Source organism: Pseudoalteromonas sp. M58 (assembly GCF_042604605.1).
Classification (GTDB): Bacteria; Pseudomonadota; Gammaproteobacteria; order Enterobacterales; family Alteromonadaceae; genus Pseudoalteromonas; species Pseudoalteromonas tetraodonis.
This window is the reverse complement of sequence record NZ_CP152390.1, coordinates 3,287,321-3,313,512: the sequence shown is the minus strand read 5'-3', so window position 1 is coordinate 3,313,512 and position 26,192 is coordinate 3,287,321. Positions and strand designations below refer to the sequence as shown.

The 26,192-nt window shown below is 41.8% G+C and carries 23 protein-coding genes; 13 read left to right on the top strand and 10 right to left on the bottom strand.

Going from position 1 to position 26,192, the window contains the following annotated elements; all coding sequences use genetic code 11:
• Nucleotides 1–34 precede the first annotated feature (34 nt).
• Both AAGD16_RS15240 and AAGD16_RS15235 read left to right on the top strand, forming a co-directional pair.
• Entirely contained in the window at nt 35–910 is an 876-nt protein-coding gene (locus AAGD16_RS15240; RefSeq protein ID WP_377112831.1) for a hypothetical protein, read from the top strand.
• On the top strand, nt 897–1,499 hold the full coding sequence (locus AAGD16_RS15235) for a tol-pal system YbgF family protein (RefSeq protein ID WP_377112828.1): 603 nt from the start codon (nt 897–899) through the stop codon (nt 1,497–1,499). The genes AAGD16_RS15240 and AAGD16_RS15235 overlap by 14 nt, the downstream gene beginning before the upstream one ends.
• Nucleotides 1,500–1,556: 57 nt before the next feature.
• Here the strand turns inward: AAGD16_RS15235 and AAGD16_RS15230 are convergent, their stop codons facing one another.
• Nucleotides 1,557–2,084 (bottom strand): sugar O-acetyltransferase, encoded by a 528-nt coding sequence (locus AAGD16_RS15230; protein WP_377112825.1) that lies wholly within the window; start codon nt 2,082–2,084, stop codon nt 1,557–1,559.
• A 162-nt stretch (nt 2,085–2,246) separates the two neighbouring features.
• On the opposite strand from AAGD16_RS15230, the gene AAGD16_RS15225 reads away from it, so the two are divergent.
• The 3 genes from AAGD16_RS15225 (at nt 2,247) to AAGD16_RS15215 (ending at nt 6,176) form a co-directional block, all read left to right on the top strand.
• A complete protein-coding gene (locus tag AAGD16_RS15225; RefSeq protein WP_377112822.1) occupies nt 2,247–3,011 on the top strand; it encodes a DeoR/GlpR family DNA-binding transcription regulator in 765 nt (254 codons plus the stop codon).
• Nucleotides 3,012–3,057: 46 nt separating this feature from the next.
• A complete protein-coding gene (gene glmS, locus AAGD16_RS15220; protein ID WP_008112790.1) occupies nt 3,058–4,878 on the top strand; it encodes a glutamine--fructose-6-phosphate transaminase (isomerizing) in 1,821 nt (606 codons plus the stop codon).
• 110 nt (nt 4,879–4,988) lie between these two features.
• Complete coding sequence (locus AAGD16_RS15215) at nt 4,989–6,176, top strand: alpha/beta hydrolase-fold protein (RefSeq protein WP_377112819.1); 1,188 nt, start codon at nt 4,989–4,991, stop codon at nt 6,174–6,176.
• 408 nt (nt 6,177–6,584) lie between these two features.
• Here AAGD16_RS15215 and AAGD16_RS15210 read toward each other — a convergent pair whose 3' ends face one another.
• The 3 genes from AAGD16_RS15210 to AAGD16_RS15200 form a co-directional block, all read right to left on the bottom strand.
• On the bottom strand, nt 6,585–6,854 hold the full coding sequence (locus AAGD16_RS15210) for a hypothetical protein (protein ID WP_377112816.1): 270 nt from the start codon (nt 6,852–6,854) through the stop codon (nt 6,585–6,587).
• Nucleotides 6,855–7,042: 188 nt separating this feature from the next.
• Nucleotides 7,043–7,396, bottom strand: coding sequence for a hypothetical protein (locus tag AAGD16_RS15205; RefSeq protein WP_147154738.1), 354 nt, complete (start codon nt 7,394–7,396; stop codon nt 7,043–7,045).
• A 12-nt stretch (nt 7,397–7,408) separates the two neighbouring features.
• The gene (locus AAGD16_RS15200; protein ID WP_096038860.1) at nt 7,409–8,497 is read right to left on the bottom strand and encodes a hypothetical protein; all 1,089 of its coding nucleotides are present in this window, start codon (nt 8,495–8,497) and stop codon (nt 7,409–7,411) included.
• Between the two features lie 260 nt (nt 8,498–8,757).
• Between AAGD16_RS15200 and AAGD16_RS15195 the strand changes: the two genes are divergently transcribed.
• Entirely contained in the window at nt 8,758–10,056 is a 1,299-nt protein-coding gene (locus AAGD16_RS15195; RefSeq protein ID WP_377112811.1) for a DEAD/DEAH box helicase, read from the top strand.
• Nucleotides 10,057–10,147: 91 nt separating this feature from the next.
• Here AAGD16_RS15195 and AAGD16_RS15190 read toward each other — a convergent pair whose 3' ends face one another.
• The 3 genes from AAGD16_RS15190 to AAGD16_RS15180 all read right to left on the bottom strand — a co-directional run bounded on the left by AAGD16_RS15190 (nt 10,148) and on the right by AAGD16_RS15180 (nt 17,347).
• Nucleotides 10,148–13,369, bottom strand: coding sequence for a S41 family peptidase (locus AAGD16_RS15190; protein ID WP_377112808.1), 3,222 nt, complete (start codon nt 13,367–13,369; stop codon nt 10,148–10,150).
• 145 nt (nt 13,370–13,514) lie between these two features.
• Entirely contained in the window at nt 13,515–14,903 is a 1,389-nt protein-coding gene (locus AAGD16_RS15185; protein ID WP_377112805.1) for a 5-methyltetrahydrofolate--homocysteine methyltransferase, read from the bottom strand.
• A gap of 32 nt (nt 14,904–14,935) precedes the next feature.
• Nucleotides 14,936–17,347 carry a TonB-dependent receptor gene (locus AAGD16_RS15180; protein WP_377112802.1) on the bottom strand — a complete coding sequence of 804 codons (2,412 nt, stop codon included), beginning with the start codon at nt 17,345–17,347 and terminating at the stop codon, nt 14,936–14,938.
• Between the two features lie 330 nt (nt 17,348–17,677).
• Between AAGD16_RS15180 and AAGD16_RS15175 the strand changes: the two genes are divergently transcribed.
• From AAGD16_RS15175 to AAGD16_RS15165, 3 genes are all read left to right on the top strand, one after another.
• Nucleotides 17,678–18,169 carry a Fur family transcriptional regulator gene (locus tag AAGD16_RS15175; RefSeq protein WP_377112799.1) on the top strand — a complete coding sequence of 164 codons (492 nt, stop codon included), beginning with the start codon at nt 17,678–17,680 and terminating at the stop codon, nt 18,167–18,169.
• The gene (locus tag AAGD16_RS15170) at nt 18,169–18,585 is read left to right on the top strand and encodes a MerC domain-containing protein (RefSeq protein ID WP_033103579.1); all 417 of its coding nucleotides are present in this window, start codon (nt 18,169–18,171) and stop codon (nt 18,583–18,585) included. The genes AAGD16_RS15175 and AAGD16_RS15170 overlap by 1 nt, the downstream gene beginning before the upstream one ends.
• Nucleotides 18,586–18,658: 73 nt before the next feature.
• Nucleotides 18,659–19,495: an alpha/beta hydrolase gene (locus AAGD16_RS15165; RefSeq protein WP_377112796.1), complete on the top strand. Its 837-nt coding sequence runs from the start codon at nt 18,659–18,661 to the stop codon at nt 19,493–19,495.
• Nucleotides 19,496–19,539: 44 nt separating this feature from the next.
• Here AAGD16_RS15165 and AAGD16_RS15160 read toward each other — a convergent pair whose 3' ends face one another.
• The 3 genes from AAGD16_RS15160 to cynR all read right to left on the bottom strand — a co-directional run bounded on the left by AAGD16_RS15160 (nt 19,540) and on the right by cynR (nt 21,859).
• Nucleotides 19,540–20,442 carry a homocysteine S-methyltransferase family protein gene (locus AAGD16_RS15160; protein WP_377112793.1) on the bottom strand — a complete coding sequence of 301 codons (903 nt, stop codon included), beginning with the start codon at nt 20,440–20,442 and terminating at the stop codon, nt 19,540–19,542.
• A gap of 177 nt (nt 20,443–20,619) precedes the next feature.
• Complete coding sequence (locus AAGD16_RS15155) at nt 20,620–20,865, bottom strand: DUF3297 family protein (RefSeq protein ID WP_008112798.1); 246 nt, start codon at nt 20,863–20,865, stop codon at nt 20,620–20,622.
• 100 nt (nt 20,866–20,965) lie between these two features.
• On the bottom strand, nt 20,966–21,859 hold the full coding sequence (gene cynR, locus AAGD16_RS15150; RefSeq protein WP_016898996.1) for a transcriptional regulator CynR: 894 nt from the start codon (nt 21,857–21,859) through the stop codon (nt 20,966–20,968).
• A 105-nt stretch (nt 21,860–21,964) separates the two neighbouring features.
• Between cynR and AAGD16_RS15145 the strand changes: the two genes are divergently transcribed.
• From AAGD16_RS15145 to AAGD16_RS15130, 4 genes are all read left to right on the top strand, one after another.
• Nucleotides 21,965–22,624, top strand: coding sequence for a carbonic anhydrase (locus tag AAGD16_RS15145; protein ID WP_064662659.1), 660 nt, complete (start codon nt 21,965–21,967; stop codon nt 22,622–22,624).
• A gap of 24 nt (nt 22,625–22,648) precedes the next feature.
• On the top strand, nt 22,649–23,119 hold the full coding sequence (cynS, locus tag AAGD16_RS15140; RefSeq protein ID WP_377112788.1) for a cyanase: 471 nt from the start codon (nt 22,649–22,651) through the stop codon (nt 23,117–23,119).
• Nucleotides 23,120–23,197: 78 nt separating this feature from the next.
• Complete coding sequence (locus AAGD16_RS15135) at nt 23,198–24,406, top strand: CynX/NimT family MFS transporter (protein ID WP_377112785.1); 1,209 nt, start codon at nt 23,198–23,200, stop codon at nt 24,404–24,406.
• Between the two features lie 186 nt (nt 24,407–24,592).
• Nucleotides 24,593–26,182, top strand: a complete 1,590-nt coding sequence (locus AAGD16_RS15130) for an alkaline phosphatase (protein WP_016899001.1) — start codon at nt 24,593–24,595, stop codon at nt 26,180–26,182.
• The last annotated feature ends 10 nt before the right edge of the window (nt 26,183–26,192 follow it).

Genomic DNA, 26,192 nt, shown 5'->3' with positions numbered 1-26,192 from the left:
CCTTGGCAAAGCAAATTTATTTTAGGGATGATTGATGCGTTTTTTCTTACTAATTGTATTTTTATGCGGCTTGAATAGCGCAGCTTTTGCTACAACAGCACCTAATTCAACGCCTGTAAATTCTGCTCCTATTATTGCTAATACTCAAAATAGCCAAGATTTAATGTATCAGCAACTGTTTAGTATGCAAAGCCAGCTTGTTCGACTAGATGAAAAGCTACAGCAACAAAAATCACTCGGTAATGATATTAAGACCTTAGAAGCGGCACAGCAAGCACTCAAAGTTCAACTTGCTAACTTACAAACTAAACTCAAAGCGCAAGAAAAGCTGCAAACTAATCAGTTGAATGGGGTTGATGGACGGATTTCTGACATAGCAAGTAATACTAATATGTGGGGCTTGGCATTAACTATTTTTGGTTTGATCATCACAGTTGCTGCAATCGCACTCGGTTTTAGTGCAAAAAACAGAGCTGTAACCGAAGCCAAGCAGGCTGCTAATACAGCCTCAGAAAGTCATATGGAAAAGTGGTTATTAGATAATAAAGATAAATTAATTACAGATACCAAAAGTGAACTTAAAAATGTGAGCCTTGAGCTAAAAAATCGAGCTGAGAAATTAGAAGCAGAGGCAAGGGCTGCGCTGGAAAAAATCAAGCAAGAACAGCAACAAGCCTGGGACGCTCTCTTAGCAGAAAACAAGGATGTTGTTACCTCGAAAAGAAATAAAGAAGACAATACAGCTACCAAACATAATAAACCGAAAGTATATCAAACAGCTCAAGAATGGTTTAAAGCTGGTATAAATGCGTTCGCCAATAGTGAATATGATGAAGCGCTCAATGCTTGGAACAAGGTATTAGGGCTAGTTGACAGCGAACAAGAGCCAAAGCTGTATGCTATTGGGTAACCAAGGTGTTACTTATGGGAGGCTAGATAAGCTTAATGAAGAGCTCTACAGCTACTCAACCTTGATTGAGCAGTTCAAAGATTCATCGAATGAAGAGATTCAAATCCAAGTGGCTAAAGCGATGTGTAACCAAGGCATTACTTATGGTCAGCAAGGCAAGTTTGATGATGCACTAAACAGCTTTATAACCTTGATTGAGCAGTTCAAAGGCTCATCGAATGAAGAAATTCAAAAAACTATAGCTAACTCAAGAGCAAATATAGCCGAACAGGCTTTAGTTTATGAAACGCCAGAACAGGTTCTTATTTATGTCGCAGAGGTAGAAAAATACTCAGATAACCCACAGTACTTAGCCGTGATGCAGTTTATTCGCTTTTTACTTGATGATAAAACGATTGAAGAAGTGTTTACTGCCTTAACCAAAATCCCAACGGAAATGAAATTAACGTGGAGCTTTAGAGAGATTAAAGATTACCTAACCGATAATTTTGAAGGTATAAAGCAGCAACAGATTCAAGCAGTTGTGCAGTATTTTGAGCAACATACAGATATTGAGCAATTAGGGGTTGAATTAGGAATTAAAGGCTAGCTCAATATAAATTAAATATCGCCGTAAACGACGACCTTTAGGGCGGGCTTTAGCGTGTTAAATATCCTTGAGCTTTATCGCGGGGTTACCGGCAACAACAGTGTTCGCAGCCACATCTTTGGTCACTATCGACCCTGCGCCCACAACAGCGTTTTCGCCAATGGTAACGCCAGCTAACACAATAACTCCCGCGCCAATCCATACGTTATTACCTATGGAGATTGGTGCTGCAAAGTTCTCTTTATTGAGCCGCTCTGTGGGGTTCACAGCATGCGAAACGGCCAATAGTTGAACGTTAGGGCCAATTAAACAGTCACTACCAATGGTAATCACACCTTCATTAATTGGTGCATCTAATACAGTGCAGTTAATGTTTATAAAAGTACGATCACCAATTTGTATTTGACTACCATAGTCACAATGAAAGCCTGCTTCAATAATTACTCCATCACCACAGTGTGAGCATAATTCTTTTATTCGCTTTAAATTACCTTTACTGGGGCTTTTATTAAATAAGCGGCAAATTTCGTGCACAGTTTTACGCTGCGCTAGATTCTCTTTACTAATACTATTAAATGACTGCATATCAATTTTGTTTAACTTAAATAATGGTGCCTAGCTTAACCTACTTTAAGCATGATGATAATTTGAATAAAACTGCTTTATTTTTATGCATTCACTTGCCATTTATTATGTTTCGTTTAAAATCCCCTAACTTTCGAAACGAAACTTAATAGCAGTTACTTAATGACCAAACGAAACACCCAGCAACGCCGTCATCTGATCCTTAGCCAAGTAAATGAGCTTGGTGAGGTGGCCGTTGAGACTCTTGCTGAACAGTTTAAAACATCAGAAGTAACCATTCGAAAAGACCTAACCGCGCTTGAGAAAAGTGGCTTGTTGCTGCGCCGTTATGGTGGGGCTATTGCGCTACCAAAAGAGATAGTAAGCGATGAGATCGATTCTAAGCGCAAAGTAGCAATTGCTAAGGCAGCAGCGGCGCTTATAAAAGATCATAACCGCATTATTATTGACAGCGGCCGCACTACTGCAGCGATGATCCCTGAGTTGGCTACCAAGCAGGGGTTAGTTGTTATGACTAACGCAATTAAAGTGGCAACACGTTTATTAGCACTTGAAAACGAGCCTACCCTTTTGATGACAGGTGGCACGTGGGATCCGCATTCAGAATCGTTTCAAGGGCAAGTAGCTGAAAATGTTCTATGCTCATATGATTTTGATCAGCTATTTATAGGTGCCGATGGCATTGATGTAGCGCGTGGAACAACCACGTTTAATGAACTTGTTGGGCTAAGCCAAGTGATGGCTAAAGCGGCGCGCGAAGTTATTGTGCTGGTTGAGTCAGAAAAGATTGGTCGAAAAATACCAAATTTAGAATTACCGTGGCAAACAGTAACCACATTAATAACCGACAGTGGCTTAGCAAGTGATAAGCGTGCAGCCATAGAGGCGTGTGGTGTAAAACTAATTTGCGCAGAGATTATGGAATAGCAACTACATCGTGAGTTGCTAGAATTAAAAAATTAATGGAGACACTATGTGTGGAATCGTTGGGGCTGTTGCAGAACGTCCAGTAAATAAAATCTTAGTTGAAGGCCTTAAGCGTCTTGAGTACCGTGGTTATGACTCAGCAGGTGTAGCTTTACTTGAAGGCAATACTCTTAATACAGTTAAAGCAGTAGGTAAGGTTGTAAACTTAGAGTCAGCACTTGAACAAGCTGGTGTTAGCGGTCACACAGGTATTGCACACACTCGTTGGGCAACTCATGGCGGTGTAACTGAAGCCAATGCTCACCCACATGTTTCAAGCAATCAATTAGCGCTTGTACATAATGGAATCATTGAAAACCACGCAAGCTTGCGTGCAGCACTTAAAGGCGACGGTTACGAGTTTTTATCAGACACCGACACTGAAGTCATGGTGCATTTAATTCATCAGTTACGTCAGCAGCACACGACTTTATTAGCGTCAGTTCAAGCAGCTGTTAAACAGTTTGAAGGCGCATTTGGTACCGTTGTGTTTGATAAAGCGAATGATAACGAAATTATTGTAGCGCGCTCAGGCAGCCCGTTAGTTATTGGTTTAGGCCTTGGTGAAAACTTTATTGCTTCTGATCAGCTTGCATTATTACCGGTAACTCGCAGCTTTATCTTCTTAGAAGAAGGTGATGTAGCGCGTATTACTCGCGACACGGTAGAGATTTTTGATGCAGATGGCAACGCGGTTGAGCGTGAAGTTGTTGAATCAAACATCACACAAGATGCATCAGGTAAAGGTGATTACCGTCACTACATGCTAAAAGAAATTTATGAGCAGCCACTTGCAGTACGTAACACCCTTGAAGGACGTTTAAACGACGATCGCGTAGCGATTGATGCCTTTGGCGACAGTGCACAGCAAATATTTAAAGACGTAAAACACGTACAAATTATTGCCTGTGGAACGTCATATCACTCAGGTATGGTTGCTCGTTACTGGCTTGAGCAATTTGCAGGTGTTAGCTGTAACGTAGAAATTGCCTCTGAGTTCCGTTACCGTCAATCGTTTGTACACGAAAATAGCCTGCTAGTAACGATTTCACAGTCAGGTGAAACGGCTGATACTTTAGCTGCACTGCGTTTAGCTAAAGAGCAAGGCTATATGGGGTCAATGACTATTTGTAACGTACCAGGCTCATCGCTTGTACGAGAATCAGACCTTGCCTTTATGACCAAAGCTGGTGCTGAAATTGGTGTAGCCTCTACTAAAGCATTTACTACGCAGCTTGTTGGTTTGTTAATGCTTACTGCGTCTATTGCGCAGGAAAAAGGCTTAGATCAAAGCACGATTGTTAACGCTATTAAACTGCTACCAGCTAAATTAGAGGAAACGCTATTGTTGGCTGATGGTATTGCAGACCTTGCAGAAGAGTTTGCTGATAAGCACCACTCACTGTTTTTAGGTCGCGGTTCACAATACCCAATCGCAATGGAAGGCGCGCTTAAGCTTAAAGAGATTTCATACATCCACGCTGAAGCCTATGCAGCAGGTGAGCTTAAACACGGTCCATTAGCACTTATTGATGCAGACATGCCAATTATTGTTGTAGCACCAAACAATGAATTGCTTGAAAAGCTTAAATCAAACGTAGAAGAAGTACGTGCACGTGGTGGCATCATCTATGTATTCGCTGATAAAGACTCACACTTTGAGTCAGACGACACAATGCGTGTAATCAACGTAAACCACGTAGATGACGTAATTGCCCCTGTTGTATATACAATTCCACTACAGTTGCTGTCGTACTATGTAGCGGTCATTAAAGGCACTGACGTTGACCAGCCACGTAACTTAGCAAAATCGGTTACAGTTGAGTAAAATCAACAGGTTATAGGTTTTGATTAATGTTAAAAAAGCGCTTAAGGCGCTTTTTTTGTGCCTGAAAGTCTGTTAGCTTAAGTAACTTATTATTCTCTAAGGGATTAGTCATGCGTTTATTAACCGTTATTTGTTTTGTTAGCTTTTTTGCTTTTAGTTCACAAAATGCATTTGCACAAGCTGGCATTAAACAGCAAAGTACAGATTACTCTGTGCACACGCACACTATTAAATCTACTGTTTTAAATGAAGAACGCACAGTTGTTGTGCAGTTACCAAAGAGTTATCAAGCTGAGCCAAATAAGGTATATCCTGTTATATATCGCTTAGATGGCGCGGTTAATATACCGCTTGCTAGTGCTGTTATTGAGCGTTTACAAAATGATAATCGTGCGCCTGAGGTTATTATTGTCGCTATCGAAAACACTAATCGACTTAGAGATATGTATCCTACAGTGAACAAGGAACCTCAGGGCCCAGTTGGTGAAGGGGGCGGTGCTACAACGTTTTTAGCGTTCTTTGAACAAGAGCTCATTCCTTTAGTTAATAAAAACTATCGCACGCATGACTATAAGGTTATTGCTGGCGCCTCTGCGGGCGGTGTATTTGCGTTGTATGCTTTGCAGGCAAAGCCCGAACTATTTCAAGCGCATATTGCTTATAGCCCTGCGGTTTGGTGGAACTATGGCGCAATGGTAAAAAGTACAAAATCGTTTATAGCTAAAACGAAAGACCTTAACAGTTACGTTTACACCAATATTGGCGAAGAAGCCGGCATAATGCGTGAAAGGTACGATGAATTGCAGCAAACTATACAATCGCATAAAGTGCGAGGGTTACGCTTCTCTAGTGATGCGTTTGATGGTATCTCGCATAACTTAACCGCTGCTGCTGGCGTATTTAATGCCTATTACAACTTATTTTTACCTAAACAAATGCCTATAAGTGCTTTAACTGACGATGTAGCCTCTATTGATGCTTATTACAAAACATTATCTCAGCAATGGGGTGAGCAGATATCTCCACCAGACCGTGCTGTTAGATCACTCGGTTATAACCTAACGGGCAGCAAGCAATTTACCCGTGCTATTGAGGTGTTTAAATACAATATAAAAAATCACCCCAAATCAGTCGATGCGCTTTCAGCCTTGTCTTATGGCTATGAAATGCAAGGTGATACTCGTCAAGCACTTGAACAGATGGAGTCTGCTTTAGTCATTGCAGATGACTCATATCCTTATATAAATTACTTAAAAGAAACAAAAGCTAGGTTACAAGCAGAACTTAGCAAGAACTAATAATATTGCCAACTTAGTTGTTGGCTTTTTTATGATTGCCTCTTTAAGTTTGGAGTGCTCACGGTGACAGTTAAATTAATTACAAGAGTAGGGCTCAGGTTCAAAGAGTGATTTTTAAGGTGATTAAAGTTTTACCAAACAAATTAGAAGAAGCAATATTACTTGCTGATGATATTGCAGACTAAGAAGAGTTTACTGGTAAATACTCATACTGTGAGTCAGATGACCATGCGTGTAAACCATGTGATTGCCTCTATTGTATATACAATTCCACTACAGTTACTGTCGCACTACAAAGTGGAAATGAAAGCACAGATTTTGACGAACCATGCTATTTGGCAAAGTCGCCTAAAAATTTTAAAATCAATAGGCGACAGGTTTGATATAAAAGGCGCTTTGTGCGCCTTTTTAGTCTGCGCGATTACCTAAATCATAGGCAAAGTAGCCATAGGCAATTACGAACATCAAACCTATAAATGATATATGCATTACGCGAGCTAAAATTAGATCGATAGGTCTGGCGTGTCGCAAAATGGCTTCGTCATTAACAACCGTCGCTTTTGCGGGGTTTTGCCGCCTTATTACTTTGCCATACATGCTCACTCTTATGCCCAGCTCTTTATCCCAAAGTGGTTCATGTATCCCTTCCTCACGCATTTTTTTCTCAATATGCTTCATTGAAATACGCGTAAAGCATAAGGTTGAAATGAGGAAAAATATCAATGCTGGAAGCGACACTATAAAATAAATGATTTCGGGAATTATGTACATGATTAAAACCAATTCATATCAGAGAAGTAAGCATATATTAAGGTGCAAGATGATTTATCAACATAACACCTAACGATTATAATTTAGGCACAAAATTAATAAGCGCGCTCACCTAAGTCATATGCAAAATAACCATATACAGCTAGGGTCATCATAATTACGAAAGAGTAATGCATTGTGCGAGCTAAAATTAAATCGATAGGTCTGGCGTGTCGTAAAATTGCTTCGTCATTAACAACCGTCGCCTTTGCGGGTTTTTGCCGCCTTATTACTTTGCCATACATGCTCACTCTTATGCCCAGTCCTTTATCCCAAAGTGGCTCATGTATCCCTTCCTCACGCATTTTCTTCTCTATGTGTTTCATTGAAATACGAGTGAAGCACAAAGCTGAAATAAGAAAAGCAATTATAAATGGCCCAGTTATTATCCAGTAAAAAGTTTCAGGCATAAGATACATAGCTTAAAACCAGCTTATATTAGAGCTAAGGTCATAAACTAGACCTGAGAAACCCTTTCCAACAGCATCACCAACTTTACCTGCAGCATAACCAGCCCCCAAGCCTACACCTATAAGAATTACCCAGCCAACTGGACCCATTGCAATTGCTATTCCTACCCCTGCGGTTATAGTCGTACCGCCAACATAGGCTCCTGCAGCTGTCCCTAAACCAAAACCTGTAGCTTCCCTTACTGCACTGCGCTGCCAGTCTTTACCTGCTTTGTAATCGTCATAAACGCTATCAGCTCGAAGACCAGCATCAATCGCAATAACAAACTTTCCTGCAATGTTGGATCCTTGCTCTAATTTACGTAAGTGCTGTATGTTAGCTAAAGAAGTTAATTGCAAGGGAGCTGAACTTCTTGCGCTTCTTGCTGTATCTATGCCTCGTTGCGCATTAGACCAGATATTACCCCGTGCAGATGCTTTCACTTTGCCTTTGAATTTAACCATTTCTCTTTTAAATTCAGTGTTTAACTCTAGATGGGCTTGCTTAGCTTTGTTACCTAGTTTGATTAATTCTAATTTAGGTTGCTTGTTCTGCGATGCTTTTCTAATTTCAATTAAGCTAGTTTGGTATTTTAGAATCGCTTTTCCAAATGTACTTAATCTCACTTGGCTTGACTCTAATGAAGTAAGTGCTGCGCCAGTGGCAGTCAAGGTATCAAGATTTCTTCCAAGAACTTGTTGACTCGTTAAACCTCTTACTTTATCAACATATGGAGATATTTCCGCATCGTATAGCGCGGCAATAGCCAAAGCATCTTCATCACCGAAGTTGTTTACTATAGTACTGACATTTCTCTTTGTATGCTCAGGCCAAGACACCGTATTATCAAGTGCACAAGCTATGTCAGGACGAGAGCGCCTGAAATCACTCATATCCCCAGATTGTGGAGTTCTTAAAATGAACGGGGTTCCTTGAGGTATAAAGTTACCTATAATATGAGGGTTATCCTCTCTAAATCGCTTTAATTGCTCTAAGTCATTACTGTTAAAAGGTAAACTTGCTCGACTTTTCGTATTGAAACATAAATCAAATTGAGACATGACATTTCCTTGTATCTAAAATTAATCCATCAGGCCGCAAAAATAACACACTTGAAATGTTGAAATCAATAATACAGCGTGTTCAGCTATTATTTGTAATGATTGATGTATGTGAAAAATAGTATTAATGCAAAGTGATATTCAGTGAATCATCGTTTAATAAAACAAGATGCATTTTATTTAGATCACTAACCTCTACTTAATAGCTGCTAAATACGCTAAAATTACAGGCTACTTTTTAACAATAAGCCCGAATAAATATGACCTCAGCCGCAAGCCCTAGTACTTTTAACGATCTTGGCCTTATTCCAGAGCTACAAGCTCGTTTGTCTGATCTTGAATACTCGCAACCTACGCCGATTCAGACAAAAGCAATTCCAAGTATCTTGGCGGGGAGTGACTTAATTGCGGGGGCAAATACCGGCTCAGGTAAAACAGCAACCTTTGCTTTGCCTATGCTACAAACGCTATTTTTAGCGCAAGGTGCTAATAAAGCGCCGAGCAAAGGCAACTTTGTAACAGGGCTTATTTTGGTACCTACTCGCGAGCTGGCAGTGCAGGTAGCCGATAGTGTTAAATCGTATTCTGCTAACTTTAATGGCGCCATTAAAACGGTGGCGGTATTTGGTGGTGTGTCGGTTAATACCCAAATGCAGGCACTACGTGGTGGTGCCGATATTATCGTGGCAACCCCAGGGCGTTTACTCGACTTAATATCAAGCAATGCTATTAAGCTTGATAAAGTTTCAACCTTAGTGCTTGATGAAGCTGATCGCATGTTAAGCCTTGGCTTTACCGAAGAGCTTGCAGAGCTGTTGGCATTAATGCCAGCTAAAAAGCAAACCATGTTGTTTTCAGCGACGTTCCCAGAGCAAGTCACACAATTAACACAAAAGCTGTTAACCAATCCTGTTGAAATACAAGTTCAAAGCAAAGACGAAAGCACTTTAGTACAGCGTGTATTTACGGTTAATAAAGGTGAAAAAACCACGGTTTTGGCGCATTTAATTAAGCAGCATAAATGGCGCCAAGCGCTGATTTTTGTCAACGCTAAAAAAGACTGTGAGCACTTAGCCAGCAAGCTTGAAAAGCGCGGCGTGAATGCACAAGTATTCCATGGTGATAAAGGCCAAAGTGAGCGTACTCGCGTAATAGAAAAGTTTAAAAATGGCGAAATAGAAGTACTAATAGCCACGGATATTGCCGCCCGTGGTTTAGACATTGCCAAACTGCCAGTAGTGATTAACTTTAACTTACCGCGTAGCCCTGCTGATTACATGCACCGTATTGGCCGAAGCGGTCGTGCTGGTGAAGTAGGCCTAGCGTTATCGTTAATTGATTATGAAGACTTCCATCACTTTAGAGTTATTGAAAAGAAAAACAAACTTCGTTTAGAGCGCGAAGAGGTTACAGGCTTTGCTGTAAACCAAGCCAACCTTGGTGCGGCTGAGGCGCTAAAAAACGAAAAGCCAATGGCCAAGCCTGAAGGCACAGGTAAGAAAAAGAAGAAAAAATCCAACCAAGAAGATGACGTATGGAGCGGCTGGAGAAAAAGATAAGCCTTAATACATATGAGTCATTAAACTCGAATTATTAAAAACCCTGCAAATTTGCAGGGTTTTTTATTAGCTAATATTGCTATGCAGCAAATTAAAAATCAGTAGGTGCTGGTGGCACCACTAAAGGTTGCTTAGGGTTTTCTTTAAGCTCCTTTAATAACTCTTGTACTGCACGCTCTATTGATGGATCTTGGCCTTTATAAATAAGCTCTGGGCGGTCGATTACTTTAATATCAGGTGCAACACCTTCGTTTTCTATGATCCAGTTACCTTTTGTATCTAAAATACGGAATGTAGCAGCAATTACTTGCCCGCCGTCTACAAGGCTTGGGTTACCAGAAATACCAATTAAACCACCCCATGTACGGGTACCAATTAGCTTACCTAGACCAGCTTGGCGGAAGTAGTAAGGAATTGCGTCACCACCAGAACTTGAATAGCCATTTATTAGCATGGCTTTAGGACCATTGTGTGCAAACTGCGGTGTTTTAGTTGGTTCTACACCACGGCGTTTCCAATAGTTAAGCGGTTTACGCGCAAGCCAGGTGATCATATGCTCAGGAATAAAACCGCCGCCATTGTAACGGTCATCAATAATCATGGCATCTTTGGTTGTTTGCGGCATGTAGTTTTTAAACATGGCGCGGTTACCCTCATAGGCTGTATTTGGCAGGTGCACATAGCCAATACGCCCACTTGATAGCTTATCAACGTAGGCTGCACGCGAATTAACCCAGTTTAAATAACGTAGGCCTTGCTCACTTGCTATCGGTTTTACAGTTATTTGCCATGCGCCTTTGCTACGCGGTTTGTTGTTTAGCACTAGCTCTACTTGCTCGCCTTGGGTGTTTTCAAGGAGTTCGTAAAAGTTAGCAACGTCTTTAACTGAGCGGCCATTTACCGCAATAATGTAATCGCCGTTATGTGCTTTTACACCTGTGGTGCCAAGCGGTGAACGGAAATCGTCATGCCAGTTTTCACCTTTAAAGATTTGTTCTATTTTTACATAACCAGATGGGTCGCTTGCAAGCTTAGCGCCTAATAAACCATGGTTTTTACGCTCTGCTTTAGGCATATCACCCGACTGCACATAAATATGGCCAGAGTTAATTTCACCGGCAATTTCGCTAAGAACATAATCAAGGTCGCTACGATGGCTAATGGCATCAGCCATAGGTTGGTATTTAGCTAAAATAGCATCCCAATCTTGTCCGTGATGGTTTTCATCGTAGAACCAGTCACGCAGTGTACGCCAACCTTCTACATACATTTGTTGCCACTCTGCTTGCGGATTAATTTTAAGCGTCATTTTGCTTAAATCGAGCTTATTTGCGTCTAAATCTTGTTTTGGCTTAGGTTCAATTAAGCTGTAACCGCCATCTGTATGTACAAGTAGGTGTTCGCTATTGCTTGAAATGGTGTAATTACTAACGCCTTTGGCGACTGTTTCTAGCTCACTGTTGTGATCGGTGCCTATTAGCTGTAAACCGCCATTAGCAAGAGTCAGTACGCCGCCTTTTACTGCGGTTAAGCTACGGTAATCGCCTGCTGGGGCATTAAGTGCGGTAACACGTTGCATAAAGTCATTGCTTTGCAGTGCATTTTTAACTTTTTTGTCGTCTTCTTTTTCATCTTCTTTATCTTGGACAATCGTGGCTTCGTCACTTTGTAAGGCAATAAGCGGTTTAACGCTATCGTTTACTGCAGCTGCATAAATACGGGTTGCTCGATTAAACATGTAATCAAACTCGTAGCTACTAAATGCCAGATTAAAGTCGCGCTCTGAGCTAAAGTAAAGGTATTGACCATCAGGCGAAAAAGTAGGGTTTTGCTCATTACTCATTTCGTCTGTTAAGCGCGTTACCTTTTTCTTTTTAAGGTTGTAGTGCCATAGCGAGGCATAACGGTTTTCGTTATTTTTAACAAATACAATGTCTTGGCTGTTAGGCGACCAAGTATATTGAGTAATGCCATCTTCGTCGTAAATACCGGTATCAATTTTGTGTTGCTTGCCCGATTTTGCATCTAACCACCAAAGTGTGTTGTTTTTATCTGAAAACAACAATTTAGAGCTATCTGGTGACCAAATGGGCGTAAAGCGCCAAATAGTGCCATTGCTAGTGAGTTGCTTAATAGCATTATTTTTACTGCGATCTTTTAAGTAAATTTCGTACTCGCCGCTTTCATCGCTCATGTAGGCTATGTAGCGCCCATTTGGTGACCAGCTTGCATCTATTTCGCGGCTTTTTTCTGTGTAAGATAAGTTGCGTGTAGGCCCTTGTTTAATTGGTACACTAAACAACTCACCACGGGCAGTAAATACAGCACGTTTACCATCGTGAGAGAGCGACATAGAATCAATAAAATCGCTAACATTTTTGCTATACGGCATTGCGTATTGGCGCACGCCAGCAATGTTAATGCTTAGCTTAGCGCTTTTTTGTGTTTTTGCGTCAAAGCGATATAAATAACCGCCGTTTTCATAAACAATCGCATTTGGGCCAGCTGAAGGCCAAAGTACGTCAAAGTTTTTATAGTTGGTAAGTTTTTTTGGTTCGCTGCCTTTGCGGTACTGGTAAAGGTTTAGCGTGTAATCACGGTCAGACACAAAGTAAATATTGTCACCAACCCAAGTTGGTTGCTGGTCGGTTGCACGGTTTGTAGTTAGTTGTTCTGAGGTGTTTTTTTCTAAATCATAAATCCATACATCTTGCGCACGACCACCACGAGTACGTTTCCACGTACGAAACTCTCGGTCAATTGGCGTATAAACATACTTGCTGCCATCTGGAGATAGCATGCCGCCACCAGTTTCTGGAATCGCTAATGGCTGTTCAAGTCCGCCATCTGCAGGAACCATGTAAGGGCGGCCCATACGTTTTCCCCATGGTGTGCGGTTAGCTCTAAATACCACATTTTTACCATCGGCGGTCCAATCTAAAACGCGGTAATCAAAACCTCCACGCGGTGGCATTGGGCCAACGTCATTATAATAAGTAAGTTGCTTTAGGTTTGAACCGTCACTGTTGATCACATAAATTTGTCGGCTACCGTTATACTCGGCTGAAAATGCAATGCGCTTACCGTCAGGGGAAAACTTAGGAAATGTTTCAAAGCCAATATGGTCGGTTAAGCGTTTGCTTTCGCCTGTTTGCGTATTCGCAATATAAATATCGCCACTGTAGACAAAGGTAACGGTTTGGTTATGGATATCTGGAAAGCGGAGTAAACGAGTGTCTTTAGTCTCATAGGCCGATACACCCGGCGCGATTGCTGCAGCCAAGGCAAGAGCCAATGTTGTTAGTTTTTTCATGGAATTACGTCCTATATTAATAGCTATCCCATCATAACAATAAGGTGCAAAATAGCGATGCACTTACGATAAAAGGTCTGTTACAAAATGTGAATAAAAAAGGTTGGCAAAAAGCGCCAACCTTTAAGTAAATACGGATATGAAATTAATGTTCGTGTTCTTTTTCTGCAATACCTAACCAAGTGATAGCCGCTGGTGGGAATGTAAGTTCTAACTCGCCTTCAATCTCTAAGTCTTCTAAGTGTACTTGCACAACGTGTTGGGCTATTGGGTCGGCTACGTAAGCAAACTGACCATTTTGCGCTACTGTCATACTAAACTTCATGCCTTCAGGCATAGTTGTTACGTCTTCTTGCGTGATATCAACTTGACCTGCTAGCTCCCAGTGTATGTGATCGTCGTGCGCATGCGCCTCAAGCACATTTAAAAAGCCTAGGCTGTCTAAAACTAAAAAGTGCTCGCCATTCGCTGAGAAAGAGTAAGAAACAGCGCTTGCGCCATCGGCTAGTTGCCATTCAAATTCTTCCATTTCAGCTTTCGCAGGATTTATACTCACAATCACAGCAGGGCCGCCGCCGTGACCAGATGCAACACCAATAAAGGTTTCGCTGCCCTCATGGCCGTATATACTACCAATGCGTAAGTCGCCGACGGCATCAATATTTATTACTTTTTCAGCGTGGTATTCGTCATCATGCTGGTGGGCTAATAGCACACCGTCACTACAGCCGAACGCTACGTAATCATGGTTTTGTGCTGCGCCGTGCAAATCAGGGCATGTTAACTCTAACGTTTGTTCAAGTTCGTATTCGCCATCATGAAAGTGATAAACACCTACCTGATCCGGCAAAATTTTAGCGTTTGATGTACTTTGAGCATCATCGCGACGAATGGTCGCTAATAAATGCTCTCCACGAGGTTCTGCTACACCATGCATATTAATGTCGTAACTAATACCAGGTAAGGTCGCTGTTGCGTTTGTTATGTCGTTATCTGTTAATACTTTAACAGACGCAGTTGTGCCTGATGCTGCATCACCATCGTAAAATACCGCTAACTGACCATCGTGCTTTACCAAGTGAGTAGGGCGACTGCCGCTAGTTAGCTCATAACTGCTAAACTCAGGGCTTTGTTTGTAATCATGAAGGTGTGCGCCGTGATCTTCACGCCATAAGCCACCGTCTATAAAGCCGAGGTAATCTTGAGCGCGGCTAGCAATCACGGCATAACGAAAGTCAGGCGACGACGATAGCGTGTTTGAATCATTAGTAAGAGTAAATGTATCAAGAAGCTCATTGTCGTCTAAGTCGAAAAAGTTCGCTTCGTTGCTATCGCCAGCAAGTATCGCAAGCCTACCTAATGAATCAATAGTGTATTCATCACCGTGGTCGCCACCATCGCCATGATCGTGGCCGTCATCAGGTACTTCTATTGGGTCTTTTTCAACAATGTTTGTTTCTGCATCACCACAAGCGGTGATTAATGTGCTGCTTATTGCCAGTGCAATTAATTTTAATTTGAATAGTTTAGTCATGATAATTTCCTTTATTTATATTTTTTTAGTGCTTAAAAGTAACCGCGAATACCTAGTGCAAAGCTACGACCTGGACGTGGCGCTATATTCTTTAAAAATGAGCTATGCACGCGCGCTTCTGTGTCTGTTAAGTTAGTGCCTCGTAGGTACACAGACACATCTTGATTTAGCACTGATAAGTCATATGAAACGCTGGCATCAAGTATTGTGTAGCCGTTTGTGGTTGTTTCTTCTGGCGCGGTACGGTCTTGTTCTTGATAACGAGTTACGTGAAGGTGCGCACTCAGCTTATTTGTTTGATGGCTAAACTCAGTACCAAAACGTAGCGGTGGTGTGCGTGGTAAATCGCCACCGTCTTTAAGGCGGGCGCGAACGTAATCTGAGAATAAATCAACTTTAAACTCATCGGTTAACTGCCATGCAAATTGGGCTTCAAAGCCATGCAAAATTACGTCATCTGTTTTAAATAAATAAACTGGGAGTTCAGATGAGTGATCATGCTCGTCACCGTGGTCATGATTATGCTCATCACCATGGTCGTGGCCGCTTTCGGCGTATAGGCCTGTGTCGATTTGGTAATAATAATTGTCGACTTGGTTGTAGAAAGCATTAAGAATGAAACCGATATCACCTTGGGTTTTACGAAACGTTAAATCAATATTGTTTGCTGTTTCTAGGTCAAGCGCTTGCTCAGATAAACCAAAATGTCCGTCTTCATGAATATCAAATAGTGCGCCTACTTCATAAGTACCAGTTCCAATGTGAGGGCCGAATGATAATAGCTCAGACACCGAAGGAGCACGCTCAGAACGTGATACCGACAAGCCTAAGTTGTAGCTAGGTGCAAAATCCCACACAACACCCGTTGATAAACTAACTGGTGTGAATTCTTGTTCTACGTCAAATACGCGAGTATTGCCGGCATGTTCTTCATGAGCATGATCGTCATGAACACCGGTGTCATTGTGTGCGTGTGCATCAATGTTAGGTAGTAACACGTTATCAGCATCGATGGTTACCCGTTCAACTCGGCCACCTAATTGCACTAAAAAGTCACCAAAGTGTTTTTCTTCCATCAGTGCTATAGCAAAGCTTTGTGTTTGTGACGGTGGTGTGAATGCCTCTGAGCCTTGCGCTTCAACATCACTGTGTTTGTAATGAAAGCTCAAACCACCATTCCACAGCGCAAACGGGTTATGCATTAAGTCTACGCGTAACTCATTGGTTTCATTTTCAAACGTGGTACCCACTGCGCCATGTTCAATTTCAGCATGTTCGTAATCTGTAAAACCTGCGCGCAGGTTTACTCTATTAAGCCATTTGTTATCAAGGTTATATTCACCTAGCAACTGCACTTTAGTTTGCTCTAAGTCGGCATATACGCTTTCCTCAGCGCTATTAACATCTTCGCCACCATGGGTGTGGCCTGGAATGCCGTATTGACGATTAAATTGCTCAACAGCTATACCTACAAAACCTTGATCAAATAGATAGCTAGTACCTAAGGTAAAGCCGTCAGACTCTTCATTACTATTTGCAACGGTGTAATCGCCACTATGTTCTTCATGGTTATGGTCATCATGGGCTAATTCAGCGGCCACGGGTATTTCATAGTCATCGGCTTCACGCCAAAAGGCGTCGGCATAAAATGCAAAGGAATCAGTTCCTGTAGTGGCGTTAAACGAGGCTACTTTTTGATTATCAACAGAGTTGTGCTCAAGGTTCCATTCGCCGCGAGTTGTGCTGTCGGTAGGCACCCGATTATCAACTACATTAACCACACCACCAATGGCGCCGCTGCCATAAAATAATGTGGCAGGGCCACGTAATACTTCGATTTGTTTTGCGGTTGATGCCTCTGATGCAACGGAGTGATCAGGGCCAACGCGCGAAACATCACTGACATCAAGGCCATTTTGAGTAATTAGAACACGCGGCCCGCTTAAGCCACGAATAATAGGTGTACTGGCTACTTTTGCATGAAAGTTAGTATTAACCCCCGGGAGTTTTTCAAGGCTATCGCCAAGGGTTGCAGCTTGCTGCCGTCTTAATTGTTCGCCAGATAACACGCTAACGGGAGACGCGGATTCCATTGCCGACATGTGAATAGGCGTCGCTTCAATATCAATTACTTCAATGGGTGAACGTTCTAAGTTAAAGGTAATTGATTGGCTTTTATCATCACTAAATGTGATATCTCGATGCAGATGGGCATAACCAGGGGCGGTAATATGAAGTTCTTTTAAACCACTTTTTAAATCAGTTATTACGAACTTACCGCTTGCATCTGTTACTGCTGTTATATCTGAGCCTTCAACTTCTACAGTTGCGTTGGCCACCACTTTACCTTGGTTGTTTAGAACAACACCTTCGATGGTATTTGCAAGCGCATTTGTTGGTAGTAGGGCTGCTATAAACAAAGCTAATTGAGATTTTCGTGTCATTTGAATTCCTTTGCGAATGTTATATTGTATCAATTGTGCTTGAAATGTTATATTGTATCAATAGTTAATTAACTAAAAATCACTCAGGATATATAATTTGGCTGCTTCATCTACATAATTTAAATTAAATTTATTTAAATTCAGTGCTTTAAGTGTTTCTGTCATTGTTTAGGTGTTGTTCGTGGGGGATCTGTTTGCTGTAAAGCAAAAGTTAGTTGTTACATTTATTTAGCTCTAGTTAATAAATTTTTAGGTAAAACCACAGCGGAGGCATTGAGCAACAAGGATGGCAAAGTTAAAACATCAGCCCACTACATTAGAGTGGGTAATATGAATAAGCAGCAATTTAAAGAGATGATGGGTTTTGCGATAAAAAGATGTGAAGCCTTTGAAAAAAAATTAACGCCAAAACGTCAGCAGGTATTTGAAATTCTATTGAAAGCACATAAACCTTTGTCTGCTTATGAGTTAACAGATCAATTTAATAAGCAAATAAATACACCGATTTTGGCAATGTCCGTTTATCGGATATTAGGTTTTTTAGAGTCGGTAGGTCTGGTACATAGATTAAAGTTAGAAAATAAGTTTATACCGTGCAGTCACGTTAATGATGATAGAGAGCATCAACTATCGATGTTTTTAATTTGTAGCTCTTGTAATAAAGCAAGTGAGGTGAATGACCTTAACAATTCGGTTAAATCTTTGTTTAGGGAACTGAAAATGAAAGGGTTTACGCCAGCAACTTCGCAATTAGAAATCTCAGGTGTTTGTTTTGGGTGCCAGCAAAGTACCGCTAACACAATTAAAAAGAAGGATAAATAATGAAGCTGACTCAAACGACAGCAGACAAGTTTGCCATTGGGCTTTCGTTAATGTGCACGGTGCATTGTTTTGCAACACCGGTTATTTTAGCGCTGTTGCCAAGCTTTGCTGTACTACAAATAAATGGTGAACAGTTTCACTTATGGGTTCTTGCTGCAGTATTACCAACAAGCTTATTAGCTTTAAGCTTAGGCTGTAAAAAGCACAAACGTACACGTTATATGGCGTGTGGAGTTGTTGGCCTAGCTTTTTTGATAATTGCAGTATTGCTAGGTCAAGAAGAGGCCGAAAAAGCACTCACTTTAATTGGCTCCGCTTTTATCGCATTAGCCCATTGGTTTAACTACCAACAGTGTTTTAAAAAAAATAACGAAAAATGCCGCTGTTCAGGTGATAAATCAGATCAACTTGTTTAACACTGCCAGTGTTAAACATAGCGACTATGTGGCATTGTAATTATAAATATCGTTTTTTAGGTACACTAATTTAGTGAATACTGCTTTAAAGCTTTTGCTGTTACTTTGTGTTTTCATCTGTTTTAAATTAAGCGCAAATACCCCTTACGAAATCCCCAGAAGCAGTGTTATTGAACTCACCGATCCTGCTACCAAGCGGGTGTACCCTACTTTTATTCAGCTACCTAAGTCATATGCAAAGGAGCCTAATAAAACATATCCAGTTATTTACTTAACCGATGCGCCGTATGCATTTCCTATCGTTGCCGGAGCCACACGGTTTCCAATGAATAGCGGCAAGATGCAACAGGCTATTATTGTGGCGATTGGCTATGAAAAAGGCTCGAGAGGATCTAATAGTCGAATTAGGGATTACACACCGACTCAGACTCAAAATTGGAAGAAGCAAACGGGTAATGCCAAAGGGCACGCTACGTTTTTGCAAAGTACGGTATTTACTTTTATCGAAAAAAATTACCGAGCAAGCAACACGCAAAGAACGTATATAGGTAACTCGCTAGGCGGCTTATTTGGCGCCACTATTTTATTTACAGCACCTGATTTATTTAGCAATTATATTATTGGCAGCCCGTCGGTTTGGTTTGATAACAATGCACTGCTAGCGTTAAAAGCGAATAAGCCCCAAATGCCAATAAAGGTTTATGTATCTGTTGGGGCAAAGGAAACGCCAGCCTTTGGTGAAGGGCAAAATATGGTTGAAGGCGCAGCGCAACTTGTGCAAAAAATTAACGCGCTTAATAGTGATAATATAAAATTAAAAAGTGTTGTTATTGAGGGAGCGCAGCATGCCACCGCATTCCCAACCACAGCAATACAAGGGCTCGATTGGGTATTAGGAAGCAGTCAATAAGCTCGAAAGGGATTCTCGATACTTTTGTAATTAAATAAATGATATTAAAGCGCTTCAATATCGCTTTTCCACTTTACCAGCGCTGCTATGAATTCGGGGCCAATACCACAGCAGCCGCCAATAATTGTTGCGCCTAGGCTATGCCATTGCTTTGCAAACGCTACATACTCAGCGGGTGATAAGTCGCGGTAACCTTGCGAGCCTTCATTGGCTTTATAATCGCTGGCAATAGGGGTAAAGCCATTCGCAAAGGCTCCTAAATCAAGGTACTTATTTTGCTGCTTTAGTACAGTATTTGTGTCGCGTAGCGCTTGTTCAATAACCTCAGGGATAGAGCAGTTAAAGAATATGCCCGCTATATTATGTTCGAGTAATGCTAAGATAGCGTCGGATACTAATTCACCAGAGCGCAATGTCGCTTGTTCGCTTACTTCATCATTTAAGGTAAATGCGTAATAACATGGTTTGTTTGAATTCTTAAGCACCCTTGCCATAACCCGCGCTTCTTCAATGTTTGATATGGTTTCACCAATCCAGATATCTACATATTCGTCTTGTGCTTTATATAGGGTATCTAAAATAGTAAATGCGCGTTCACCTTGGAAAAAATCAGCACGGTACGATCCAAATGCGGGTGGCAATGAACCCGCTACTAGCACGTTTTTTTTAGTGTTTTGAGCTGCTTCTTTTGCAATTATAGCAGCTTGCTGTGCAAGTGCTGCGCCTTGTGTTTGGTAAAGCGTTTCACCTAAATGAAAGGGGACACACGCATAGCTATTTACCGTAATAATTTCTGCCCCTGCATTTATAAAGGCTTGATGTGCTTGAGTTACACATTGCGGTGCTTCTATTAAAGCTTGCGCACTCCAAAGTGGCTGTGAAAATGGCGCGCCCATACGCTTGAGTTCACGACCCATACCGCCATCTAATATTGTTAATTTGCTCATAATGGACTTCTAAGCGTCTAAATGGTTGAGGCTATTCAAACATACTTTTTGAAAATTCATAATGAAACTTCATCAGGTTGAGTATGAAAAAAGTTCAACATGTTAAAGCTGTTTTTAAAAGGCACAAAAAAAGCGACTACCCAGTAAGGTGTCGCTTTTCTTTTTACAAGTAAGCAATTACTTGTAAAACGCTTCTACAGTGCCTTTTACTTTCATAAGTAATGGCTGGCCGCGACGGTCTAGCGCTTTAGGTGCCGCTACTTTTATCCAACCTTCGCTGATGCAGTATTCTTCAACGTCAAAACGCTCTTTACCGTTAAGTGTAATACCGATTTCATGCTCAAATACTTCTTCTACATAAAATTTGCTACGTGGGTTGATAGACAGTTGATTTGGTAATTCTGGTTTGTTTGTATCAGTCATATTGGTGATCTGCGTTGAATTAATTATGCGCTATTGTAGGCAATAGCTGGCTTATGCTCAAGCACGACATTCATAAACTGAGCGGCTTTTAGTTTTATCGTTATATGTTTGAGCTTATTGCCTCAGCGGTGCTGTGAGCAAGCTCTATAAAAGCGGCTGTTGCGGCACTTTGGTAAGCATCTTGTCGCTGTAATAACACCGCGGTACGTTTTAATAATGAAGGTGCAAGAGTAATGGCAACTAACTCTTCGTGTTTACTCGCTATGTTAGAGGGAAGCAAAGTAGCTAGTTGTGTATGGCGCACTATTTCAATAACGGCACTGAGTGAATTGGCTTCCATAAGTACATTAGGCTGCACCTTGTGTTGGCGACAATGACGTTCAATTTGTTCGCGAGTTGCAAACTCATTACTGAGCAGCACCAGTGATTGTTCATTTAAAGTGCTCAGGTCAATACGGTGTTTGCTAGCTAAAGCATGGTGTTTATTTACTACTAAAGCGAGTGTCTCTTGTAATAAAGTTTGGGCGTGTATGTCTGCACTATGGTTGCCTTCAAAGGCTATACCTACATCAAACTCATCATCTAACAAGCGATTTTCCATGCGTTCTTGCGACATCTCTTCCATGCTTAAGGTGATGTTGGGGTAGTGCTGATGAAATGCGTTGACTAATGGCCCAATAAAATAAGTAGTAAACGTCGGCGTAATAGCCACTCGCAATGACCCCCGGCTGAGGTTTTGTACATCATGAATCGCCCGCTTACCTTCTTCTAAATCCTGCAAGGCTCTGTGTGCATAACGAGCATATACCTCACCTGCATCAGTTAATTTTACGCTGCGCCCTGAGCGGTCAAATAAAGGTGCACCGAGGGTTTCTTCAAGTTGTTTAATTTGTTGCGACAACGCAGGTTGAGACACATATAAGGATGCTGCTGCTTTGGTAAAGTTCTTGTGCTTGGCAACAGCCAAAAAGTAATTGATGTGGCGAAGTATCATAGCTAACTATAAGTATTTCTTATCGGTATCATAATATACCAGTCTTTTACCTTATTAAAAAGCGGGCGTAATATTCATCTCATCGACAATATAGAGACACCCGTTATGAAAGATATCATTGAAGGTTTTTTAAAGTTTCAAAGTGATGCATACCCAGAGCGTGCCGATTTATTTAAAAATTTGGCTACTAAGCAAAATCCACGGACTTTGTTTATTTCATGTTCTGATAGTCGTTTAGTGCCTGAGCTCGTAACACAACGTGAACCTGGTGGATTATTTGTTATTCGCAATGCCGGAAACATCGTCCCATCTTACGGGCCTGAGCCTGGCGGGGTTTCTGCATCAGTTGAATATGCAGTTACTGCACTGCAAGTAACCGATGTGGTTATTTGCGGCCATTCTGATTGCGGAGCAATGACGGCAATAGCAACCTGTAAGTGCATGGATCACATGCCTGCTGTTGGCAGTTGGCTGCGTTACGCCGACTCAGCTCGCATTGTCAATGAAGCGCGCAATCACGCAAATGAACGTGAGCGCATTGAAGCTATGGTACGCGAAAACGTGATTGCACAACTAGAAAACATTAAAACCCATCCATCGGTGCGTCTTGCGCTTGGCGAAGGTCGCTTGGCATTACATGGCTGGGTTTATGATATCGAATCTGGCGGCATTGAAGCTTTAAATGGCGCAACGAATACGTTTGTTTCCCTTGCCGAACATACCGATGTTCGTGCATATCCAATTCAGCTTCCTGTAGCTGTATAACCAACCATTGTAAGAGGTACTATTATGATCCAATCTCAAGTGAGCAACACGGCGCGCCTAGCATTAACCGATATAATTATTGCTGCAAAAGCAGAAAAAAATCTGTCGTTTGAACAAATTGCAGAGGGCACAGGTTTAAGCGACGTTTACGTGGCGGCGGCTTTATTAGGCCAGCACCCATTGCCTGCAGAAGCCGCTGAAAAAGTGGCACAAACGCTGGGCCTTGATGCAAGTGCGGTTGAATTACTTAAAGCTATTCCACTACGCGGTAGTGTCGAAAACAATATGCCAACCGATCCGACTATTTACCGTTTTTATGAAATGATGCAAGTATACGGTACAACGTTTAAGGCATTAGTTCATGAGCAGTTTGGCGACGGTATTATTAGTGCAATTAACTTTAAAGTAGATATGAAAAAAGTTGAAGATCCTGAAGGTGGCTCACGTGCTGTAATTACGCTTGATGGTAAGTTCTTACCTTACAAGCCTTTCTAAACGCTTTATAATATTTTGTATATAAACAGTCGGCGCTAAGCGCCGGCTTTTTTTGGTTATTAAGGATGGTTTTTATTGATGAGTAATCACAGCACTTCTACTTCTTCTTATGCATCGGCGCTTTCGCTTTTTTGGCCAATGTTAATCATTGCTGTGCTCGCAATGACCTTACGACCCACGCTTACCTCTACCGGCCCATTACTTGAAGAAATTCGTTTAAGCACTGGGCTTGGTTTACAAGGGGCGTCTTTGTTAACCGTACTCCCTATGTTTTGTATGGGCGTGTTTCCATTATTGCTTCCTTGGCTTGGGCGTTATTTAAGTGAAAATGCGTGGATTGCTGGTGGATTGTTTGCAATTGCATTAGCTGGTTTTTGGCGTTTGTGGCTTGGCAGTGGTTGGGCGTTAATAATCAGTGCGCTATTAGGCGGTACAGGCATTGCAATAGTGCAAGCGATGGCTCCAGGAGTGGTTAAACGTTGGTATCCACAGCGAGTTCCTTTAGCTATGGGAGTGTATTCTGCCTCACTTATGGCAGGCGGTGGTATAGCTGCAATATTAACGCCGCGGGTGGCGGTGCACTATGGCAGTTGGCAAGCAGGGCTTGGAGTGTGGCTTATTATTCCTGTTATTGCTCTGTTGCTTTGGTGGTTAAGGCCGCAGGAGCCGATGGACGCAAAGCATAACAGTATTAAGCTTAATTTATTTTTTAACCAGCGAGCATGGTTACTTGCTGCCTATTTTGGACTCGCTAATGGCGGTTACGCGTGCATGATTGCTTGGTTACCTAGTTACGCTCAGGATTTAGGATGGAGTGCACAAAATAGTGGGGAGCTTATTGGCGTTATGACTGTTTTTCAGGTAATTGGTGCATTGGGTGCACCGGTACTTTCAGCAAACCGCTTAGACAGGCGACCTTGGTTATTTTTTGCTGTTGCGATTCAGCTAATAGGTTTTATAGGATTAATATTGATGCCCGATTCTATGATGAACGTTTGGGTGGGGATGATAGGGTGTGGTTTAGGTGCTTGTTTTTCGCTAACACTCACCGTGGCGCTCGATCACTTGTCTAATCCAAAATTGGCAGGTGTACTCACTGCGTTTGTCCAAGGTGTTGGCTTTATTATTACCGCTATCGTGCCTTATATAGCAGGTGTTTTACTCGATGTTACTGCACGCTATCAAGCATCTTGGTTTATGTTGGTAATAACGCTAATTGCAATGCTGTTTATGACAATCCGATTTGCTCCTGCTACGTATGCAAAGGCTATAAATATTACCCATTAACTTTTTAATGGGATTTAAGCTTTTTTAAATCCCATCCCCTTTCACTTTTTCTGCGTTTTATTGCCACCGTCATTTTTTCTTCATCAAAATTACCTTTATTAGTCATATCTCTTTTTTAGAGTACAGCGGTTGATGTTTTTTGTGTTCACACTTTTAAAAATAACCACTACATAATGGGAATTACGGATGAAAATTAAAAAAGTTGCTGCGGCAATCGCACTAACCTGTGCGTTTAGTGCCGTTAGTCATGCCAATGTTTTACCGCAAAGTCAAAAAGACAGCAGCTGGTACAGCGCTGCCCAAGCAAAACTAACAACAAAAACAACGCAAGCGCAGGCAATTAAAAACACTAAAGCTAAAAATGTTATTTTATTTGTAGGCGATGGCATGGGTATTTCTACCTTAACGGCAGCGCGTATTTTACAAGGTCAACGCAATAATCAGCTTGGCGAAGAAGGCTATTTAAGCTTTGAGCAGTTCCCTTACTCTGCGCAAGTTAAAACCTATAATGTGGATGCACAAACGCCAGACTCTGCAGGCACCATGACGGCCATGATCTCAGGTGTAAAAACCGATGTGGGTGTTATTGGTGTTGATGAAGATATTGAGCGCGGTGAGTGCTCAACGGTGGCTGGTAATGAGTTACTTACAGCCACTGAGCTTGCTGAAATTAAAGGCCTAGCAACAGGAATTATCTCTACTGCCCGCATTACCCATGCAACGCCTGCGGCAACCTATGCTAAATCGGCTGATCGCAACTGGGAAGATATCTCAGACATGCCCGAAGCGGCTGTTAATGCTGGCTGTGAAGATATTGCCTCACAGCTGGTTAATTTTGAAAAAAACCTAGAAGCACGCTTTGTCGGAACCGATGTTGATGGCTTAGATTTTGTTATGGGTGGCGGCCGTCGTCACTTTTTACCAAAAGAGGCCGCGGCTAATTCTACTGACGCTATGAGCGCCGTAGAAGGCGATCGTACCGATGAGCGTAATCTTGTTACTGAGTGGCAAACACAGTATCCAAATGGCACTTATGTGATGGATGAAGCCGGTTTTAATAGCATTGCCGATGACGCCACTAAAGTATTTGGTTTATTTAACGAATCGCACATGCAATACGAAGCTGACCGTGCCAACGATATAGCAGGCGAGCCTTCACTTACCGAGATGACCACCAAAGCCATTGATGTACTGGGTAAAAACGAAAAAGGGTTTTTCTTAACGGTTGAGTCGGGGCGCATTGACCATGCTCACCATGCGGGTAACGCATATAATGCACTTAATGACACCATTGAATTTGCAAAAGCAGTACAAGCTGCCGTTGATAACACCAATCCAGAAGAAACCCTTATTTTAGTTACTGCCGACCATAGCCATGTATTTACTATTGCAGGTTACCCTAAACGTGGTAACCCAATTTTAGGTAAGGTGGTTGCTGTAGGGCAAACTACACCAACGCTAGCTGCTGATAACATGCCATACACCACAGTAGGTTATGCAAATGGCCTCGGTTTTAGAAACTTAATCGATGAAACGGATGCGGACGCAAGCTATGAAACAGCTGCGGTTGCAGGACGTGTTGAGCTAAATGGTGTTGATACAACAACGCCAGGTTTTCACCAAGAAACCACGGTACCACTGAGCTCTGAAACACACGCAGGTGAAGATATTTCACTGCATGCAACCGGACCGGGTGCTCACCTAGCTCAAGGTGTTATTGAGCAAAACGTCGTATTTCATTTAATTAATCAAGCTCTTGAACTAACTCAGCAATAATGGCGGCTCA

Coding starts and splice junctions, on each gene's coding strand:
- AAGD16_RS15145 (WP_064662659.1), top strand. CDS start 21,965: ATGAAAGATATCATTGAAGGTTTTTTAAAGTTTCAAAGTGATGCATAC.
- AAGD16_RS15155 (WP_008112798.1), bottom strand. CDS start 20,865: ATGACTGATACAAACAAACCAGAATTACCAAATCAACTGTCTATCAAC.
- AAGD16_RS15195 (WP_377112811.1), top strand. CDS start 8,758: ATGACCTCAGCCGCAAGCCCTAGTACTTTTAACGATCTTGGCCTTATT.
- AAGD16_RS15235 (WP_377112828.1), top strand. CDS start 897: ATGCTATTGGGTAACCAAGGTGTTACTTATGGGAGGCTAGATAAGCTT.
- cynR (WP_016898996.1), bottom strand. CDS start 21,859: ATGATACTTCGCCACATCAATTACTTTTTGGCTGTTGCCAAGCACAAG.
- AAGD16_RS15130 (WP_016899001.1), top strand. CDS start 24,593: ATGAAAATTAAAAAAGTTGCTGCGGCAATCGCACTAACCTGTGCGTTT.
- AAGD16_RS15215 (WP_377112819.1), top strand. CDS start 4,989: ATGCGTTTATTAACCGTTATTTGTTTTGTTAGCTTTTTTGCTTTTAGT.
- AAGD16_RS15230 (WP_377112825.1), bottom strand. CDS start 2,084: ATGCAGTCATTTAATAGTATTAGTAAAGAGAATCTAGCGCAGCGTAAA.
- AAGD16_RS15200 (WP_096038860.1), bottom strand. CDS start 8,497: ATGTCTCAATTTGATTTATGTTTCAATACGAAAAGTCGAGCAAGTTTA.
- AAGD16_RS15170 (WP_033103579.1), top strand. CDS start 18,169: ATGAAGCTGACTCAAACGACAGCAGACAAGTTTGCCATTGGGCTTTCG.
- glmS (WP_008112790.1), top strand. CDS start 3,058: ATGTGTGGAATCGTTGGGGCTGTTGCAGAACGTCCAGTAAATAAAATC.
- AAGD16_RS15160 (WP_377112793.1), bottom strand. CDS start 20,442: ATGAGCAAATTAACAATATTAGATGGCGGTATGGGTCGTGAACTCAAG.
- AAGD16_RS15180 (WP_377112802.1), bottom strand. CDS start 17,347: ATGACACGAAAATCTCAATTAGCTTTGTTTATAGCAGCCCTACTACCA.
- AAGD16_RS15240 (WP_377112831.1), top strand. CDS start 35: ATGCGTTTTTTCTTACTAATTGTATTTTTATGCGGCTTGAATAGCGCA.
- AAGD16_RS15225 (WP_377112822.1), top strand. CDS start 2,247: ATGACCAAACGAAACACCCAGCAACGCCGTCATCTGATCCTTAGCCAA.
- AAGD16_RS15210 (WP_377112816.1), bottom strand. CDS start 6,854: ATGAAGCATATTGAGAAAAAAATGCGTGAGGAAGGGATACATGAACCA.
- cynS (WP_377112788.1), top strand. CDS start 22,649: ATGATCCAATCTCAAGTGAGCAACACGGCGCGCCTAGCATTAACCGAT.
- AAGD16_RS15135 (WP_377112785.1), top strand. CDS start 23,198: ATGAGTAATCACAGCACTTCTACTTCTTCTTATGCATCGGCGCTTTCG.
- AAGD16_RS15175 (WP_377112799.1), top strand. CDS start 17,678: ATGAATAAGCAGCAATTTAAAGAGATGATGGGTTTTGCGATAAAAAGA.
- AAGD16_RS15185 (WP_377112805.1), bottom strand. CDS start 14,903: ATGACTAAACTATTCAAATTAAAATTAATTGCACTGGCAATAAGCAGC.
- AAGD16_RS15205 (WP_147154738.1), bottom strand. CDS start 7,396: ATGCCTGAAACTTTTTACTGGATAATAACTGGGCCATTTATAATTGCT.
- AAGD16_RS15190 (WP_377112808.1), bottom strand. CDS start 13,369: ATGAAAAAACTAACAACATTGGCTCTTGCCTTGGCTGCAGCAATCGCG.